General features: G+C 72.6%; 14 protein-coding genes. 8 read left to right on the top strand and 6 right to left on the bottom strand.

Annotated elements, in window-relative coordinates; translation table 11 throughout:
• Positions 1 to 118: 118 nt before the first annotated feature.
• Positions 119 to 1570 (top strand): MFS transporter, encoded by a 1452-nt coding sequence (locus ACZ4K2_RS28605; protein WP_467477333.1) that lies wholly within the window; start codon positions 119 to 121, stop codon positions 1568 to 1570.
• A gap of 112 nt (positions 1571 to 1682) precedes the next feature.
• On the opposite strand, the gene ACZ4K2_RS28600 is transcribed toward ACZ4K2_RS28605, so the two are convergent.
• A complete protein-coding gene (locus tag ACZ4K2_RS28600) occupies positions 1683 to 2570 on the bottom strand; it encodes a helix-turn-helix transcriptional regulator (protein WP_467477331.1) in 888 nt (295 codons plus the stop codon).
• 242 nt (positions 2571 to 2812) lie between these two features.
• On the opposite strand from ACZ4K2_RS28600, the gene ACZ4K2_RS28595 reads away from it, so the two are divergent.
• Both ACZ4K2_RS28595 and ACZ4K2_RS28590 read left to right on the top strand, forming a co-directional pair.
• On the top strand, positions 2813 to 4240 hold the full coding sequence (locus tag ACZ4K2_RS28595) for an MFS transporter (protein WP_467477328.1): 1428 nt from the start codon (positions 2813 to 2815) through the stop codon (positions 4238 to 4240).
• A 1052-nt stretch (positions 4241 to 5292) separates the two neighbouring features.
• Entirely contained in the window at positions 5293 to 5742 is a 450-nt protein-coding gene (locus tag ACZ4K2_RS28590) for a hypothetical protein (protein WP_467477326.1), read from the top strand.
• On the opposite strand, the gene ACZ4K2_RS28585 is transcribed toward ACZ4K2_RS28590, so the two are convergent.
• Together ACZ4K2_RS28585 and ACZ4K2_RS28580 are read right to left on the bottom strand one after the other, a co-directional pair.
• Positions 5723 to 6322: a TetR/AcrR family transcriptional regulator gene (locus tag ACZ4K2_RS28585; RefSeq protein WP_467477323.1), complete on the bottom strand. Its 600-nt coding sequence runs from the start codon at positions 6320 to 6322 to the stop codon at positions 5723 to 5725. The two genes, ACZ4K2_RS28590 and ACZ4K2_RS28585, sit on opposite strands and share 20 nt — an antisense overlap.
• A 25-nt stretch (positions 6323 to 6347) precedes the next feature.
• On the bottom strand, positions 6348 to 7358 hold the full coding sequence (locus ACZ4K2_RS28580) for an aldo/keto reductase (protein WP_467477319.1): 1011 nt from the start codon (positions 7356 to 7358) through the stop codon (positions 6348 to 6350).
• A 156-nt stretch (positions 7359 to 7514) separates the two neighbouring features.
• Between ACZ4K2_RS28580 and ACZ4K2_RS28575 the strand changes: the two genes are divergently transcribed.
• Positions 7515 to 8561: a chitinase gene (locus ACZ4K2_RS28575; protein WP_467477318.1), complete on the top strand. Its 1047-nt coding sequence runs from the start codon at positions 7515 to 7517 to the stop codon at positions 8559 to 8561.
• Positions 8562 to 8627: 66 nt separating this feature from the next.
• Here the strand turns inward: ACZ4K2_RS28575 and ACZ4K2_RS28570 are convergent, their stop codons facing one another.
• The gene (locus ACZ4K2_RS28570) at positions 8628 to 10010 is read right to left on the bottom strand and encodes a glycine--tRNA ligase (RefSeq protein ID WP_467477315.1); all 1383 of its coding nucleotides are present in this window, start codon (positions 10008 to 10010) and stop codon (positions 8628 to 8630) included.
• 160 nt (positions 10011 to 10170) lie between these two features.
• On the opposite strand from ACZ4K2_RS28570, the gene ACZ4K2_RS28565 reads away from it, so the two are divergent.
• From ACZ4K2_RS28565 to ACZ4K2_RS28550, 4 genes are read left to right on the top strand one after another with little or no spacing between them, the layout of a single operon-like run.
• Entirely contained in the window at positions 10171 to 11202 is a 1032-nt protein-coding gene (locus ACZ4K2_RS28565; protein WP_467477313.1) for a metal ABC transporter substrate-binding protein, read from the top strand.
• A gap of 17 nt (positions 11203 to 11219) precedes the next feature.
• Entirely contained in the window at positions 11220 to 11990 is a 771-nt protein-coding gene (locus ACZ4K2_RS28560; protein ID WP_467477310.1) for a metal ABC transporter ATP-binding protein, read from the top strand.
• Positions 11990 to 12889 carry a metal ABC transporter permease gene (locus tag ACZ4K2_RS28555; protein ID WP_467477307.1) on the top strand — a complete coding sequence of 300 codons (900 nt, stop codon included), beginning with the start codon at positions 11990 to 11992 and terminating at the stop codon, positions 12887 to 12889. Before ACZ4K2_RS28560 ends, ACZ4K2_RS28555 begins: the two co-directional genes overlap by 1 nt.
• Before the next feature lie 59 nt (positions 12890 to 12948).
• Positions 12949 to 13368 carry a Fur family transcriptional regulator gene (locus tag ACZ4K2_RS28550; RefSeq protein ID WP_467477305.1) on the top strand — a complete coding sequence of 140 codons (420 nt, stop codon included), beginning with the start codon at positions 12949 to 12951 and terminating at the stop codon, positions 13366 to 13368.
• Positions 13369 to 13401: 33 nt separating this feature from the next.
• Here ACZ4K2_RS28550 and ACZ4K2_RS28545 read toward each other — a convergent pair whose 3' ends face one another.
• Together ACZ4K2_RS28545 and ACZ4K2_RS28540 are read right to left on the bottom strand one after the other, a co-directional pair.
• On the bottom strand, positions 13402 to 14724 hold the full coding sequence (locus tag ACZ4K2_RS28545; RefSeq protein ID WP_467477303.1) for a histidine-type phosphatase: 1323 nt from the start codon (positions 14722 to 14724) through the stop codon (positions 13402 to 13404).
• 40 nt (positions 14725 to 14764) lie between these two features.
• Positions 14765 to 15613, bottom strand: coding sequence for an isoprenyl transferase (locus ACZ4K2_RS28540; protein ID WP_467477301.1), 849 nt, complete (start codon positions 15611 to 15613; stop codon positions 14765 to 14767).
• Between the last annotated feature and the right edge of the window lie 25 nt (positions 15614 to 15638).

Raw genomic sequence — 15638 nt, 5'->3', positions numbered from 1 at the left:
ACAGCGGCAGGCACCCATTGTCCCTCACCCGGCCGGCCACCGGACCGGGCCCCGCCCCAGAGATCGTGTATCACTCATTAGTTAACCGCACTATCGAAATCGGCGTACGATGGGACGCATGCCAGAGTTGAGTCATCGCCGACGCATGCTCGTGCTCGGGATCTGCTGCATGAGCCTGCTGATCGTGAGCCTCGACAACACCGTGCTGAACGTGGCGCTGCCGTCGATGCAGCGCGACCTGCACGCCACCACCTCGGGCCTCCAGTGGACGATCGACGCCTACACGCTCGTCCTCGCCTCGCTGCTGATGCTCGCGGGCTCCACGGCCGACCGCATCGGACGCAGACGCGTCTTCATGACGGGCCTGGTCGTCTTCACGCTCGGCTCCGTGCTCTGCTCCCTCGCCCCCAGCCTGGAGCTGCTGGTCGTCTTCCGCATGGTCCAGGCGGTGGGCGGTTCGATGCTCAACCCGGTCGCCATGTCGATCATCACCAACACCTTCACCGACGCCCGTGAGCGCGCCCGCGCGATCGGGGTGTGGGGCGCCGTCGTCGGCATCTCCATGGCGGCCGGACCGCTGGTCGGCGGGCTGCTGGTGCAGTCGGTGAGCTGGCGCTCGATCTTCTGGATCAACCTCCCGGTCGGCCTCGCCGCCCTCCTGCTCACCCTCCGCTTCGTGCCCGAGTCCCGGGCGCCCAGGGCCCGCCGTCCGGACCCGGTCGGCCAGCTGCTGGTCATCGCGCTGTTCGGGTCGCTGACCTACGCGATCATCGAGGCGCCGTCCGCGGGCGCCGGCCGGGTGGCGCCGTTCGCCGCGGTGGCCGTGGTCGCCCTGCCGGCCCTGCTGTGGTACGAGGCGCGACGCCCCGAACCCCTGATCGACCTGCGTTTCTTCCGCTCGGCGCCGTTCAGCGGGGCCACCGTCATCGCGGTCGGCGCGTTCGCGGCCCTGGGCGGCTTCCTCTTCCTGTCCACCCTGTACCTGCAGAACGTGCGCGGACTCGACGCCCTGCACGCGGGCCTGTGGATGCTGCCGATGGCCGTACCGACGTTCCTGTGCGCCCCGCTGTCCGGCCGCCTGGTCGGCAGCCGCGGTCCGCGCGTCCCCCTCCTGATCGCCGGTACGGCGATGACCGCGAGCGGGGTCCTGTTCGCCGCGTTCGAGGCGGAGACCTCCGACACCACGCTGGTGATCGCCTACGTCCTCTTCGGCATCGGCTTCGGCTTCGTGAACGCGCCGATCACCAACACCGCGGTGTCCGGCATGCCCCGCGCCCAGGCGGGCGTCGCCGCCGCCGTCGCCTCCACCAGCCGGCAGCTCGGCCAGACGCTCGGCGTCGCGGTGATCGGCGCCGTCCTGGCCGCCGGCATCGGCTCGTCCCCGTACCGGCAGGTGTTCGTGCAGGCGTCCCGTCCCGGCTGGTGGATCCTCGCCGGCTGCGGTCTGGCCGTCCTGGTCCTGGGCCTGCTGACCAGCGGCGCCTGGGCCCACCGCACCGCCGAGCGGACGGCCCGGACGCTGCGGTCGGCGGAGATCCGCCAGAGCGCCGGCGTCCCGGAACGCGCGTAGGCCCCCGCCGGCGCGAGGGGGACTCCGCCGGGCGTCCCGGAGCTGGGCGGGACCCCGCCCCGAGGCCTCCCGAAGCGCCCGCGGGACCCCGCCGGGGGTGCCGGGCCGCGGGTCAGCGCCCCGGTTCCGGTTCCGCGCGGACCAGGGCGTGCAGCCGCTCCAGCCGCCGCCGCGTCTCGTCGTCCACCGGGGTGTACGTCACCATCCGGGCGCCCAGCTCGGGGCCCAGCCACAGGTCGGTGTGCTCCAGGGTGAGGAGGCCGACGTGGGGGTTGAGGAACTCCTTGGTTTTGGAGCGGGTGGCGACCACCTCGTACCGCTCCCAGTTCTCGCGGAACTCCGGGACCTGCTCCAGGCGCCCGAGGAGCAGCTTCCAGGCCGGCTCGCCGAGGTGCCCGGCCAGGGAGGCGCGCAGCCGGGCGGCCATCAGCCGCCGGGCCTCGTCCAGGTGGACGACGGCCGCCTGCCAGTTCTCGTCGGTGTGGATGAGGAGCATGCAGTTGCGGTCCTCGGGCGGGATGGCGTCCAGGTCTGCCAGGAGCCGGCCGTAGGTGCGGTTGTAGGCGAGGATGTCGTAGCGGCTGTTCTGGATGCAGGCGGGGATCGGCTCCAGCCGGGTCAGCATCTCGCGTAGGGCCGGGGTGACGCTCGGGCAGCTCGCCGCCGGGCTCGGATCGGTCGCGCCGGCCAGCTGGAAGAGGTGGGCGCGCTCGCTGACGTCCAGGCGCAGGGCGCGCGCCAGGGCGTCGAGGACCTGCACGGAGACCTGGATGTCGCGGGCCTGTTCGAGCCAGGTGTACCAGGTGACGCCGACCGCGGAGAGCTGGGCGACCTCTTCCCGGCGCAGCCCGGGCGTCCGGCGGCGGGCGCCGCGCGGCAGGCCCACCTGCTCGGGCGTGATCCGTTCCCGCCTGCTGCGCAGGAACGCGGCCAGTTCGTGCCGGCGGATCTCCGCCCCGCGCACGGGCCGCGGAGGGGTCTGCTGGGCCATGGTCGTCATACGCCCCAGGGTGCCGTGCCGGCCAGGCCGTTTCCACGTGTTTCCGGTAGCGCGACGCGGGCGGCACGCCGCCGGGCGGCGGCGGCGCGGAGCGGGGAACGGCAACTCCCGACCGGCTGCCGGCGCCCCGGCCGGGCCCGCCGGGCCCGCCGGGCCCGCCCGCGAGCCTGTTGCCGGGTAGTTCTTCTACCAGGATGAGGAGACTCTGGTACCAGGCTGAGCTCGCACGCAGGCTCGGGGGCATGAGTGAAACCGTCACCGTCCCCGCCGTCCGGACGACGGCCGCGCCACCCGTGCTCGGCGGGCCCGGGCTGTTCACCGTCCTGCTGGGCGCGGCACTCCCGCTGGTCGACTTCTTCATCGTCAACGTGGCCCTGCCGGCCATCGGCACCGATCTCGCCGCCGGTGAGGCCGTGCTGGAGCTGGTCGTCGCCGGGTACGGCGTCGCGTACGCCGTGCTGCTGGTGCTCGGCGGGCGACTCGGGGACCTGTTCGGCCGCCGGAGGCTGTTCCTCGGCGGAATGGCCGCCTTCGGGCTCACCTCGCTGGCCTGCGGGCTGGCGCCCGGCGCCTGGAGCCTGGTCGCGGCCCGGATCGCGCAGGGCGCCTCGGCCGCCGCCATGCTGCCGCAGGTGCTGGCCACCATCCAGGCCGCCACGAGCGGCCCGCGCCGGGCGAAGGCCATGAGCCTGTACGGCGCCACGGCCGGGCTCGCCATGGTGGCCGGGCAGATCCTCGGCGGGGTGCTGGTCGCCGCCGACGTCGCGGGGACCGGGTGGCGGGCGATCTTCCTCGTCAACGTCCCGGTGGTGGTGCTGGGGCTGGTGCTCGCCGCGCGCCACGTGCCGGAGACGCGCTCGCACCATCCGGAGCCCGTCGACGGGCCGGGCACCGTGCTGCTCGCCGTGTCCCTGCTGACGCTGCTCGCGCCGCTGACCGAGGGCCGGGCCGCCGGGTGGCCGCTGTGGACCTGGCTGTCGCTGGCCGCGTGCCCGTTCGCCGTGGCCGCGTTCTGGGTGGTGGAGCGGCGCGCGGACCGGGCCGGGCGGACCCCGCTGGTGCCGCCGAGCCTGTTCCGGGTGCCGTCCATGCGGCGCGGGCTGGAGCTGATGGTGCCGTTCTCGATCGGCTTCAGCGGGTTCATGTTCGTGATCGCGCTGGCGCTCCAGCAGGGGGCCCGGCTCGGCCCGGTGGCGGCCGGGCTCGCCCTCGCGCCGATGGCCCTGGCGTTCCTGTTCGTCTCGCTGGCCGGGCCCCGGCTGATCGCCCGCTTCGGCACCCGGGTGGTCACCGCCGGCTCCGTGCTCCAGGGCGTGGGCGTGCTGCTGATCGCGCTGGCCGCCTGGCGGTACTGGCCGCACGTGGGCCTCGGCACGCTGCTGCCGGGGGCGGCCGTGGCCGGTGCCGGTCAGGCGCTCCAACTCCCCAACATCATGCGGATCGTGATGTCCGAGGTGCCGCCCGCCCGGGCCGGTGTGGGCAGCGGTGTGATGGTCACCACCCAGCAGTCGGCGCTGGCGCTGGGCGTGGCCACGCTGGGCACCCTCTTCCTGACCGTCGTCCCCCACCTGGGCATGCGGGACGCCCTGCTCACCACGCTCCTGGTACAGCTCGCCGGAATAGCCCTGACGGGCCTCCTCAGCCTGCGCCTGCCCCGAACGGTCGGCTGAGCGGGGTCATGACGCGGGCGCCCGGCGAAGCCGGGGCCGACGGGCATGACGCTCGGCACAACCGGGGCCGACGGGCCGGCCCGTCGGCACAGCCCGGGCCGACGGGCCGGGACCCCGACCGGACCGGGCGCAGAGCCCAGACGTTCGGCCCAGCCGGGCACACAGCTCGGACGGGCAACCGGGACACGCCCCGAACCGCCTGCCGGGCCCGGCCCGGCCGGAACGCGCGCTCCAGACGCCCCCCGCCGGAACCGGAGCTGACGATCCGGACCCCGACCGACCCAGGCGCAGAACCCAGACGCCCAGCCGGACCGAGCACACAGCCCGAACGGACGACCAAACCGGGCACCCGCCCCGAACCGCCTGCCCGGCCCGACCCGGCCCGGCCGGAACGCGCGCTCCAGACGCCCCCACCGGAACCGAAGCCGACGATCCGGACCCCGGCCGACCCGCGCGCAGAACCCAGACGCCCGGCCGAACCGAGCACACAGCTCGGACGGACGACCGAACCGCGTACCACCGGCCCAGCCGGGCCCGGCCCGCCCGGAGTACGCGGGCCGTGCGCTGCCCACACCACACGGCCTCGGGGCTCGGCGCAGGCGGGACGAGCGGAAGACATGGCAGTGGCGCGAGCCGGACCGGCGGGCGCGGCGAGCGGCGCGTGCTCCGGGTGGCACCCGGGCCGGGGCGGTCCGGCCCGCACCACGTAGCCGGAAGGGCGGGAGGCCCCGTGACAACCCGAGCGGAGACCGCCGGCGGCGCGCGCTCCGGGCACCACCCGAGCGGGCACGGCCCCGCGGAAAAACGGGAGGCCACACGCACTTCCGCCCACACCGCGCAAGCGGAAGGGCGAGAGGCCGCACCCGCTCCCCGCCCACACCGCGCGAGCGGCGCCCGCCCCGGTGCCGTCACAGGTTTCGGGAAGTCCCGGAAAAGCCGATCCGACCTGCGACTTCCCCGGCGTTCAGGCGGTGTCCCGGGCCGTTTCGAGTGGCCGTCTTCCCGAACTCGGGCCAGCCTGGGAAAGGTTCATCGAGCGACGGGAGAGGAACATGACCTCCGTACTCCGCCACCGATACGGCCGCGTGCTCGGCACCGGCGCCCTCTGCGCGGCGCTGCTGTCCGGCGGGACGGCCGGAGCGTTCGCAGCCGACACGAGCCCTTCGGGCACCGACAAGGCCAGCCCCACGGGCACCATGAGCCCGAGCCCCACGGGCAAGGCCTCGATCACCGCCAGGGCGAGCAAGTCCACGGTGAAGGCCGGTGAATCGGTGAAGGTCGCCGGGCGCACCACCGGTCTGAAGGTCGGCAGCCCCCTTGTGCTCCAGTGGGACAAGGACGGCAAGTGGGTGCCGCTGAAGGCGACCGCCAAGGTCAAGACGGGCAACTCCTACGCCCTCACGGCCAAGTTGGAGCACAAGGGCACCCAGCACCTGCGGGTCGCGAGTGCGAACAAGGAAGGCAGGGTCCACTCGCCGACCTTCACCGTGACGGTGAAGTGAGCCCTCGCACCAGCAGGTTCACGACGGCCGTGAACTCCTCGTCGATCCCGGGGGCAGTCCATTCCCGGGCGTGACAGGGGTCGTGGAAACGGCCGGTGGCCTGGAAGACGGCTCGCGCCGCGGCGGCCGGGTCGGGCACCGAGAAGTCGCCCGACCCGGCCCCCGCCATGATGATGCGGGTGAGCTGGCCGGTCAGTTCGGTTATGTGCGCGTGGACCACGCCCCCGAGTTCGCCGGTCAGCACGGTGTAGGTCGCGAACAGCTCCGGATCGTCGCCCGCCTTGTGCCGCTTGGCGGCGAACAGGGCGGCGAGCCAGTCGCGCAGCCGCTGCTCCGGATCCCGGTCCCCGGCGTCGGCGATCCCGGCGAGCGTGTGCGAGGTGCGGTCCAGCCAGCGCTTGGTGACCGCCTCGCGCAGCGCCGCCTTCGTACGGAAATGCCGGTAGACGCTGCCGTGGCTGACGCCGAGCGCGCGGGCCACGTCGACCACGGTGGCCTTGGCCGGGCCGTGGCGGCGCAGCACTTCCTCGGTGGCTTCGAGGATGCGCTCGGCGGTCAGGGTCTCGCTGGTCGGTGGCATGACTAGACGGTACCCGGCGCCGGTCTCAGCGCTCGCTGTCGAGGTGTGCCATCTGCGGGGCCGGGTAACGCTCGCCGGCCGCCGCGTCCGCGGGGACCGCCTCCTCGATCGCCGCGAGGTCGGCCTCGTCCAGCGTGACGTCCAGCGCGCCCAGCGATTCGCCCAGCCGCTCCCGGGTGCGGGCGCCGACCAGCGGCACGATGTCCTCGCCGCGGGAGAGCACCCAGGCGATGGCGGTCTGGGCGACCGTGACGCCCTTGCGCCCGGCGATCTCGCGCAGGGCCTCGACCAGGCCGAGGTTGTGCCGCAGGTTGTCGCCCTGGAAGCGGGGCGAGTGGGCCCGGAAGTCGGCGGGGTCCAGTTGCCGGCCGGCGGAGAAGTGGCCGGAGATCAGGCCGCGGGAGAGGACGCCGTACGCGGTGACGCCGATGCCCAGTTCGCGGGTGACCGGCAGGATCTCCCGTTCGACGCCCCGGGAGATCAGCGAGTACTCGATCTGGAGGTCGGCGACCGGCGCGGTGGCGGCGGCCCGGCGGATGGTCGCGGCGCCGACCTCGCTCAGGCCGACGTGCCGGACGTACCCCTTCTCGATCATTTCGGAGATCGCGCCGACGGTCTCCTCGATCGGCACGTCCGGGTCGAGGCGGGCGATCCGGTAGACGTCGATGTGGTCCACGCCGAGCCGCCGCAGGGAGTAGGCGGCGAAGTTCCGCACGGCGGCGGGCCGGCCGTCGTAGCCGCTCCAGTTGCCGTCCGGGTCGCGCAGCGCGCCGAACTTGACGCTCGTCAGGGCCCGTTCGCGCAGGGGCGCGGGCGCGCTGCGCAGCGCCTCGCCGATGAGCATCTCGTTGTGGCCCATGGCGTAGAAGTCGCCGGTGTCCAGCAGGGTCACCCCGGCGTCCAGGGCGGCGTGGATCGTCGCGACCGATTCCGCGCGGTCGGCGTCGCCGTAGAGCGCGGACATGCCCATGCAGCCGAGGCCGAGGGCGGAGACGCGGGGGCCGGTGGTGCCGAGGGTTCGGGTGCGCATCGTCATGGCGCCAGACTGCCATGACAGGTGACAGATTTCAATATCTGTCATTCCATAGGTGTCAGTGAGACTCCGACCTGGTCCAGACCTCTTGACGAAAGGTCTGGACCACAGCACTGTCATGCCTACGACACCTCACCGCACCCCCACCGGGAGGCCCGCATGCTCCGCCGCACGCTGTCCCTGCTCGCCGCCGCACTCGCGACCGCCGCCGTCGCCCAGCTCCCGGCCGCCACCACGGCGTCCGCCGCCGACACCTGCGCGGTGAAGTCGCGCCCGGCGGGCAAGGTCCTCCAGGGCTACTGGGAGAACTGGGACGGCGCCGGCAACGGCGTCCACCCGCCGTTCGGCTGGACGCCCATCAACGACTCCCGCATCGCCGCCCACGGCTACAACGTGATCAACGCCGCCTTCCCGGTGATCCGCTCCGACGGCACGGCCCTGTGGGAGAACGGCATGGACGCCGGCGTGAAGGTGTCCACGCCCGCCGAGATGTGCGCGGCCAAGGACTCCGGCCAGACGCTCCTGCTCTCCATCGGCGGCGCGGCCGCCGGCATCGACCTGTCGTCCTCGGCCGTCGCCGACCGGTTCGTGGCGACGATCGTCCCGATCCTGAAGAAGTACAACTTCGACGGCATCGACATCGACATCGAGACGGGCCTGGTCGGCAGCGGGAACATCAACCAGCTCTCCACGTCCCAGGCCAACCTGATCCGCATCATCGACGGGGTCCTCGCGCAGATGCCGTCGAACTTCGGCCTGACGATGGCCCCCGAGACGGCCTACGTCACCGGCGGTAGCGTCACCTACGGCTCGATCTGGGGCGCGTACCTGCCGATCATCAAGAAGTACGCGGACAACGGCCGCCTGTGGTGGCTCAACATGCAGTACTACAACGGCAGCATGTACGGCTGCTCCGGCGACTCCTACTCGGCCGGCACCGTGCAGGGCTTCACCGCGCAGACCGACTGCCTGAACAAGGGCCTGGTGGTGCAGGGCACCACGGTCAAGGTGCCGTACGACAAGCAGGTCCCCGGACTGCCGGCCCAGCCCGGCGCGGGCGGCGGCTACATGTCCCCGTCGCAGGTCTCCCAGGCGTGGCGGAACTACGGCACCTCGCTCAAGGGCCTGATGACCTGGTCCGTCAACTGGGACGGCTCGAAGAACTGGACCTTCGGCGACAACGTCAAGGCGCTCCAGGGCCGCTGAGCACACCCCCGACACACGAAGGCCGGGCCCGCCGGAATCAGCGGGCCCGGCCTTCGGCGGTCGTGGCTAGGCGCCGATGAGGCGCTGGGCCAGGTAGCCCTCGATCTGGTCGAGGGAGACCCGCTCCTGCTTCATCGAGTCACGCTCGCGCACGGTGACGGCGTTGTCCTCGAGGGTGTCGAAGTCGACGGTCACGCAGAACGGGGTGCCGATCTCGTCCTGGCGGCGGTAGCGGCGGCCGATGGCGCCGGCGTCGTCGAACTCGATGTTCCAGTTCTGCCGCAGCGCCTGCGCGAGGCCCTTGGCCTTCGGCGACAGCTCCGGGTTGCGGGACAGCGGGAGCACCGCCACCTTCACCGGGGCAAGCCGGTGGTCGAGCCGCAGGACGGTCCGCTTCTCCATCTTGCCCTTGGCGTTCGGCGCCTCGTCCTCGACGTAGGCGTCGAGCAGGAAGGCCAGCATGGTGCGGCCGACACCCGCCGCCGGCTCGATGACGTACGGCGTCCAGCGCTCCTGGGCCTCCTGGTCGAAGAAGGAGAGGTCCTGGCCGGAGGCCGCGGCGTGGGCGGAGAGGTCGTAGTCGGTGCGGTTGGCGACGCCCTCCAGCTCACCCCACTCGCTGCCGCCGAACCGGAAGCGGTACTCGATGTCGGCGGTGCGCTTGGAGTAGTGGGAGAGCTTCTCCTTCGGGTGCTCGTACCACCGCATGTTCTCCTCGCGCAGGCCGAGACCGGTGTACCAGTTCCAGCGCTGCTCCATCCAGTACTCCTGCCACTGCTCGTCCTCGCCCGGCTTGACGAAGAACTCCATCTCCATCTGCTCGAACTCGCGGGTGCGGAAGATGAAGTTGCCGGGCGTGATCTCGTTGCGGAAGGACTTGCCCATCTGCGCGATGCCGAACGGCGGCTTGCGGCGCGAGGTGGTCTGCACCTGGGCGAAGTTGGTGAAGATGCCCTGGGCGGTCTCCGGGCGCAGGTAGGCGACCGAGCCGGAGTCCTGGGTCGGGCCGAGGTGGGTGGAGAGCAGGCCGGAGAACTGCTTGGGCTCGGTGAACTGGCCCTTGTTGCCGCAGTTCGGGCAGTTGACGTCCGCCAGGCCGTTGGCCGGGGCGTGGCCCTTCTTCTCCTCGTAGGACTCCTCGAGGTGGTCGGCACGGAACCGCTTGTGACACGAGGTGCACTCGGTCAGCGGGTCCGTGAAGGTGGCGACGTGGCCGGAGGCGACCCAGACCTCGGAAGCCAGGATGACGGACGAGTCGATGCCGACCACGTCCTCGCGCGACGTCACCATGTAGCGCCACCACTGGCGCTTGATGTTCTCCTTGAGCTCGACACCCAGGGGTCCGTAGTCCCAGGCGGCACGCTGTCCGCCGTAGATCTCACTGCACGGGAAAACGAAGCCCCGGCGCTTGCTCAGGCTGACGATGGTGTCGATCTTGTCGGCGGCCACGGTGCTCTCTTCATTACGACGACGGGCGTTGAAGCGAGATGCTTCCAGCGAATGATTCAGGTTACCGGCGCAGGCTCCCCCACGACCAAATCGGCCCCTGTACAGACCACATGACGAGCGTTGTTGACAACGGTTTCCATGTTTGTTGAAAATGACTGTCATGAACGAACGACGACGCACCCGGCCTCGCGCGCTGCGCACCCGGCCCGGCGCGCTGCGCACCCGGCCCGGCGCGCTGCGCCTCATACCTGCCGTCGCGGTCGCCGCGGTCACCCTGCTCGCGACCGGCACCCTGGCCGGCTGCTCCGGGGACACGGCGGTCGCGGCGAACACGAGCAGGTTCGACGTCGTCGCGTCGTTCTACCCGATGGCCTTCCTCGCCGAGCGGATCGGCGGGCGGCACGTCCACGTCACCACCCTCACCGCCCCCGGCCAGGAACCGCACGACCTGGAACTCAGCCCCCGGCAGATCGCCTCGCTGGAGAAGTCCGACGCGGCGCTGTACCTGAAGGGCCTCCAGCCCTCCGTCGACGACGCGGTGGCCCAGTCCCCGGTCGGCACGAAGATCGACGCGGCCTCCCTGACCACGCTGGAGGACCACGGCACCGAGGTCGGCGGCCACGCGGCCGAACACGACCACGACCACGGCCACGACGGTGCGCGGGAGGCCGGCCGGGACCCGCACGTCTGGCTCGACCCGGTCCGCTACGCCCAGGTCGCCGAGGGGGTCGGCAAGGCGTTCCGCGAGGCCGACCCCGCGCACGCGGCCGACTACGAGAAGAACACCGCGGCCCTGGTCGGCCGGCTGCGCGAGCTGGACACCGAGTTCCGCACCGGGCTCGCCTCCACCAGGAGCAAGGTCTTCATCACCACGCACGCCGCCTTCGGCTACCTCGCCGAGCGCTACGGCCTCACCGAGGAGGCCGTGAACGGCCTCGACCCGGAGTCGGAGCCGAGCGCCGCCCGGATCCGCGACCTGGAGCGGATGGCCAGGGCCGACGGCGTCTCCACCGTGTTCTACGAAACCCTGGTCAGCGACAGGACCGCCAGGACCGTCGCGGGCGACGCCGGCCTGCGCACCGACGTCCTCGACCCGCTCGAAGGCATCACGGACCAGTCCCGCGGCACGGACTACTTCTCCGTCCAGCGGGCCAACCTCAAGGCGCTCCGGCAGGCGCTGGGCGCCGCATGACCGGCACGGGAGTGAAGATGAGCAGCGAACCCGTCATAGCCCTGCGAGGGGTGAGCGCCGAACTCGGCGCGCGGCCCGTGCTGCGCGGCATCGACCTCACCGTCGGCCGCGGCGAGGTCGTCGCGCTGCTGGGCGCGAACGGCTCCGGCAAGTCCACGGCGATCCGCACGATCATCGGCCAGGTCCCGGCCTCCGCCGGCACGGTCGAGCTGTTCGGCACCCCCCGCCGGTCCTTCCGGGACTGGGCGCGGGTGGGCTACGTGCCGCAGCGCACGACGGCCGCGGGCGGGGTCCCCGCGACGGTCGCCGAGATCGTCTCCTCGGGCCGCCTGGCGCGCACCCGCTTCGGCCCCTTCCGCAAGGCCGACCGGGCGGCCGTCCACCACGCCCTGGAGCTGGTCGGCATGGCCGACCGCGCCAAGGACTCCGTGACGGCCCTCTCCGGCGGCCAGCACCAGCGGGTGCTGATCGCCCGCGCGCTGGTCGCCGAGCCGGAACTGCTGATCATGGACGAGCCGATGGCGGGCGTCGACCTGGCCAGCCAGGAGGTGCTGGCGCGGACGCTGCGGCAGCAGGTCGAGGTGGGCACGACGGTCCTGCTCGTGCTGCACGAGCTGGGCCCGCTGGAGCCCCTCATCGACCGGGCGGTCGTCCTGCGCGACGGCTGCGTCCTGCACGACGGCCCGCCCCCGGAGGCGGTCGGCCAGCACGCGCTGCCCGGCCACGACCACGTACACCCGCACGCGCCCGCCGGCGCCGAACCGATCCGCACGGGACTGCTGAGCTGATGGACTTCCTCGACTACGAATTCATGCGGCGGGCGCTCCTCGCGGCCGTCCTGGTCGGCATCACCGCGCCCGCGGTCGGCATCTACCTGGTCCAGCGCCGCCAGGCCCTGATGGGCGACGGCATCGGCCACGTGGCCATGACCGGCGTCGGCCTCGGGTTCCTGCTCTCCACCTCCCCGGTGTGGATGGCGACGGCCGTCTCCGTCCTCGGCGCGGTCCTGATGGAGCTGATCCGCTGGTACGGCCGCACGCGCGGGGACATCGCGCTCGCCATGCTGTTCTACGGCGGCATGGCGGGCGGCGTGATGCTGATCAACGTGGCGGGCGGCTCCAGCGCGAACCTGACCTCCTACCTGTTCGGCTCCCTGTCGACGGTGTCCCCGTCCGACGTGACCGCCATCTGCGTCCTGGCCGCCTTCGTCCTGCTGGTCACCCTGGGCCTGCGCCGGCAGTTGTTCGCGGTCAGCCAGGACGAGGAGTTCGCCCGGGTCACCGGCCTGCCGGTGCGCGCCCTGAACCTGCTGACGGCGGTCACCGCGGCGGTGACCGTGACGGTCGCCATGCGGGTCGTCGGCCTGCTGCTGGTGTCCGCGCTGATGGTGGTGCCCGTGGCGGCGGCCCAGCAGCTCACCCGCAGCTTCACCGTCACCTTCGTGATCGCCGTGGTGATCGGCGTGGCCGTGACGGTCAGCGGCACCGTCACGTCGTTCTACCAGGACGTGCCGCCCGGCGCGACGATCGTCCTGCTGACCATCGCGGCGTTCGTCGCGCTGACCGCGCTGGCCACCCCGCTGGCCCGGCGGCGCGCCCGGGCCGCGGCCGCGGCCCGGCCCGCCGGAGACCCGGCGGAGTGCGCGATTCCGGCCGCGCGGGGAGCCGGGGAGGGAGTCGGCGCCTGACCACGGCAGGCCCGGGCTGGCACAATGGCCCCGGCAGACGCCGGACGTAGGAGGCAACGGTGACGACCGCTGGACCGCCCGTGAAGGGCCGCGCGACCCGCCAGCGTGCAGCCGTGGCGGCGGCCCTGGACGCGGTGGACGAGTTCCGCAGCGCGCAGGAACTGCACGACATGCTCAAGCACAAGGGCGACTCCGTCGGCCTCACCACGGTCTACCGCACCCTGCAGTCCCTCGCCGAGGCCGGCGAGGTCGACGTCCTGCGCACCTCCGACGGCGAGTCCGTCTACCGCCGCTGCTCGACCGGCGAGCACCACCACCACCTGGTCTGCCGCACCTGCGGCAAGGCGGTGGAGGTGGAGGGCCCGGCGGTGGAGAAGTGGGCGGAGGCCATCGCCGCGGAACACGGCTACGTCAACGTGGCCCACACCGTGGAGATCTTCGGCACCTGCGCGGACTGCGCCGCGGGGCCGCGGCCGTAGGGGCGCGGCCACCGCCGGGCGGGTGCGCCCGGCTCAGCCCCGCCCGAAGCAGCGCTCCAGCTCGTCGAGGTCGTAGAAGACGCCCCCCGCGCGAAGCGGCCGGCACCCCGCCTTGAAGGCCGTCTCCTTCTCGTTGTAGAGCATGCGGACCAGGTAGCGGCCGCCCTTGCGGAAGACGTCCCACTGGATGTTGGCGCCGAGCGGGGCGACCGAGGCACCCCGCCACGGGTTGTCCGCGTAGGTGTACGCCTCCCCCGGCTCCGCCGGCCGTGTGCTGCCGGGCAGCCCCATCAGCGCGGCCAGCGGAACGAGCTCCTCGGCGTGGGTGAACCGCAGCTCCGCTCCGAGGTCGCCGGTGCCGTCCCGCACGGCCTCGACCCGCGCGAAGAGGTCGTCCAGGAGCACTCCGGCCATCCGGTACGTGATGTCGCTGCCGGCGAAGCCGGGGCCCTTCTCGTAGAAGTCCTCGGCGTCGGACAGGTAGCCGAACCAGGCCGCGTCGGCACCGGAGAGGTACCGCTCCATGCCCCAGCCCGCACCGTCCGGGCTCTCCTCGCTCATCGCCGGGGCGATGGCGTACAGGTTGTAGACGGCCCGGGCCGCGCCGACCGGGTCGGCGATGCCGCCGACGAAGGGCTCCGTGAAGATCCTGCGCAGCACGCCGAGGGCGGCCCTGCGGGTCCTCGGCTGGTCGGTGACGCCCTTCAGGGTGTCCTTGAGTCGCTGGTCGTTCGCGAGGTACTCGCGGTAGGCCGCGCCGCCCGCCGCCTTGTGGAAGTACAGCAGGTCCTTGTCGGTGCGCACCGGCCCGATCAGCGGCTTCAGCTCGGGGTCGGCACCGGCGAGGGCGTTGGTGAACTCGGTGCCGCTGTCCACGGCCCGCCCCTGCCCGGAGCTGACGACGTCGATCCGCTCCCCGGTCTCGGCGATCCGCTCGAACAGCGACGGCAGCCGCGCCTCCATGCGCACGGCCGCGTCCGCCATCTCGTGCCGGCCCCGCCCGCTGAGGTTGCCGTAGCCGACCCTCGCCATGGCGGCCTGGAGGGCGCGCACCGTCGGCCCGAAGTCCTCGCCCCGGCGGGTGAGGCGGCCCTCCGCCTCGGCCCGGTCCCACAGCGCGAGGACCAGGTCCCCGTCCTCGCCGTCGGTGGCCGCCCGGGACCCGTGCCGGGAGACGCTCTCGGTGAACACGGGGACGAAACCGGCCGGGGCGTGCTGCGGACGCGGGCCGCGCGCGGGGGAGTACGGCGCCTTGGTGCCGTAGCTCTCGCGGTGCGCGGGCCCCTCGGCCGCGTGGGCGGGCAGCGCGGTGAGCAGCAGGGCACCGAGGGCGAGTGCGGGGGTGAGACGTCTCATGAGCACCGCATCCTCGGTGTCCCGGGTGAATTCCTGGCGGCTACGAGGTGGAATCGCCCTTGATGCCGGCTTCCATGGCGAGGAGGTCCTCGTTCGGCACGGCCCCGCCGAAGCGGCGGTCGCGGGCGGCGAACTCCATGCAGGCCCGCCACAGGTCGCGGCGGTCGAAGTCGGGCCACAGCACGTCCTGGAAGACCATCTCGGCGTACGCGCTCTGCCAGAGCAGGTAGTTGGAGGTGCGCTGCTCGCCGCTGGGGCGCAGGAAGAGGTCCACGTCCGGCATGTCCGGGTAGTACAGGTACTTCTGGACGGTCTTCTCGGAGACCTTCGACGGGTCGAGCAGGCCCGCCTTCACGTCCTCGGCCAGCCGCTGCGCCGCGTCGGCGATCTCGGCCCGGCCGCCGTAGTTCATGCAGAAGTACAGGGTGAGCAGGTCGTTGCCCTTGGTCTGCTCCTGGGCGACCTGGAGCTCCTTGGCCACCGACTTCCACAGCTTGGGCATGCGGCCCACCCAGCGCACCCGGATGCCGAGCGCGTCGAGCTGGTCGCGGGTCCGGCGGATGAAGTCGCGGTTGAAGTTCATCAGGAAGCGGACCTCGTCGGGCGAGCGCTTCCAGTTCTCGGTGGAGAAGGCGTACAGGGAGATGTTGCGCACACCGATCTCGATCGAGCCCTGGAGCACGTCCAGCACCCGCTCGGCGCCGACCTTGTGGCCCTCCGTCCGGGGCAGGCCGCGCTCCTTGGCCCACCGGCCGTTGCCGTCCATGACGATGGCCACGTGGTCCGGGACCAGCTCGCCGGGGAGCTTCGGCGCGCGGGCACCGGACGGGTGCGGCTCCGGCGCCTCGTACTCGCGCCGCCGGCGCCCCAGGAAACCGCGTACGACCATGTGCTTCTCGTCTCCTCGACCGTGG

The organism is Streptomyces sp. NPDC025833, from assembly GCF_055558055.1.
Note: the sequence above shows the minus strand (reverse complement) of the source record. Positions and strands in the feature narration are given on the sequence as shown.

Bases quoted from the DNA above. Each gene is read 5' to 3' on its own strand.
- ACZ4K2_RS28555 (WP_467477307.1), top strand. From the start codon at position 11,990: ATGGACTTCCTCGACTACGAATTCATGCGGCGGGCGCTCCTCGCGGCC.
- ACZ4K2_RS28575 (WP_467477318.1), top strand. From the start codon at position 7,515: ATGCTCCGCCGCACGCTGTCCCTGCTCGCCGCCGCACTCGCGACCGCC.
- ACZ4K2_RS28600 (WP_467477331.1), bottom strand. From the start codon at position 2,570: ATGACGACCATGGCCCAGCAGACCCCTCCGCGGCCCGTGCGCGGGGCG.
- ACZ4K2_RS28580 (WP_467477319.1), bottom strand. From the start codon at position 7,358: ATGACGATGCGCACCCGAACCCTCGGCACCACCGGCCCCCGCGTCTCC.
- ACZ4K2_RS28560 (WP_467477310.1), top strand. From the start codon at position 11,220: ATGAGCAGCGAACCCGTCATAGCCCTGCGAGGGGTGAGCGCCGAACTC.
- ACZ4K2_RS28590 (WP_467477326.1), top strand. From the start codon at position 5,293: ATGACCTCCGTACTCCGCCACCGATACGGCCGCGTGCTCGGCACCGGC.
- ACZ4K2_RS28585 (WP_467477323.1), bottom strand. From the start codon at position 6,322: ATGCCACCGACCAGCGAGACCCTGACCGCCGAGCGCATCCTCGAAGCC.
- ACZ4K2_RS28540 (WP_467477301.1), bottom strand. From the start codon at position 15,613: ATGGTCGTACGCGGTTTCCTGGGGCGCCGGCGGCGCGAGTACGAGGCG.
- ACZ4K2_RS28605 (WP_467477333.1), top strand. From the start codon at position 119: ATGCCAGAGTTGAGTCATCGCCGACGCATGCTCGTGCTCGGGATCTGC.
- ACZ4K2_RS28565 (WP_467477313.1), top strand. From the start codon at position 10,171: ATGAACGAACGACGACGCACCCGGCCTCGCGCGCTGCGCACCCGGCCC.
- ACZ4K2_RS28595 (WP_467477328.1), top strand. From the start codon at position 2,813: ATGAGTGAAACCGTCACCGTCCCCGCCGTCCGGACGACGGCCGCGCCA.
- ACZ4K2_RS28545 (WP_467477303.1), bottom strand. From the start codon at position 14,724: ATGAGACGTCTCACCCCCGCACTCGCCCTCGGTGCCCTGCTGCTCACC.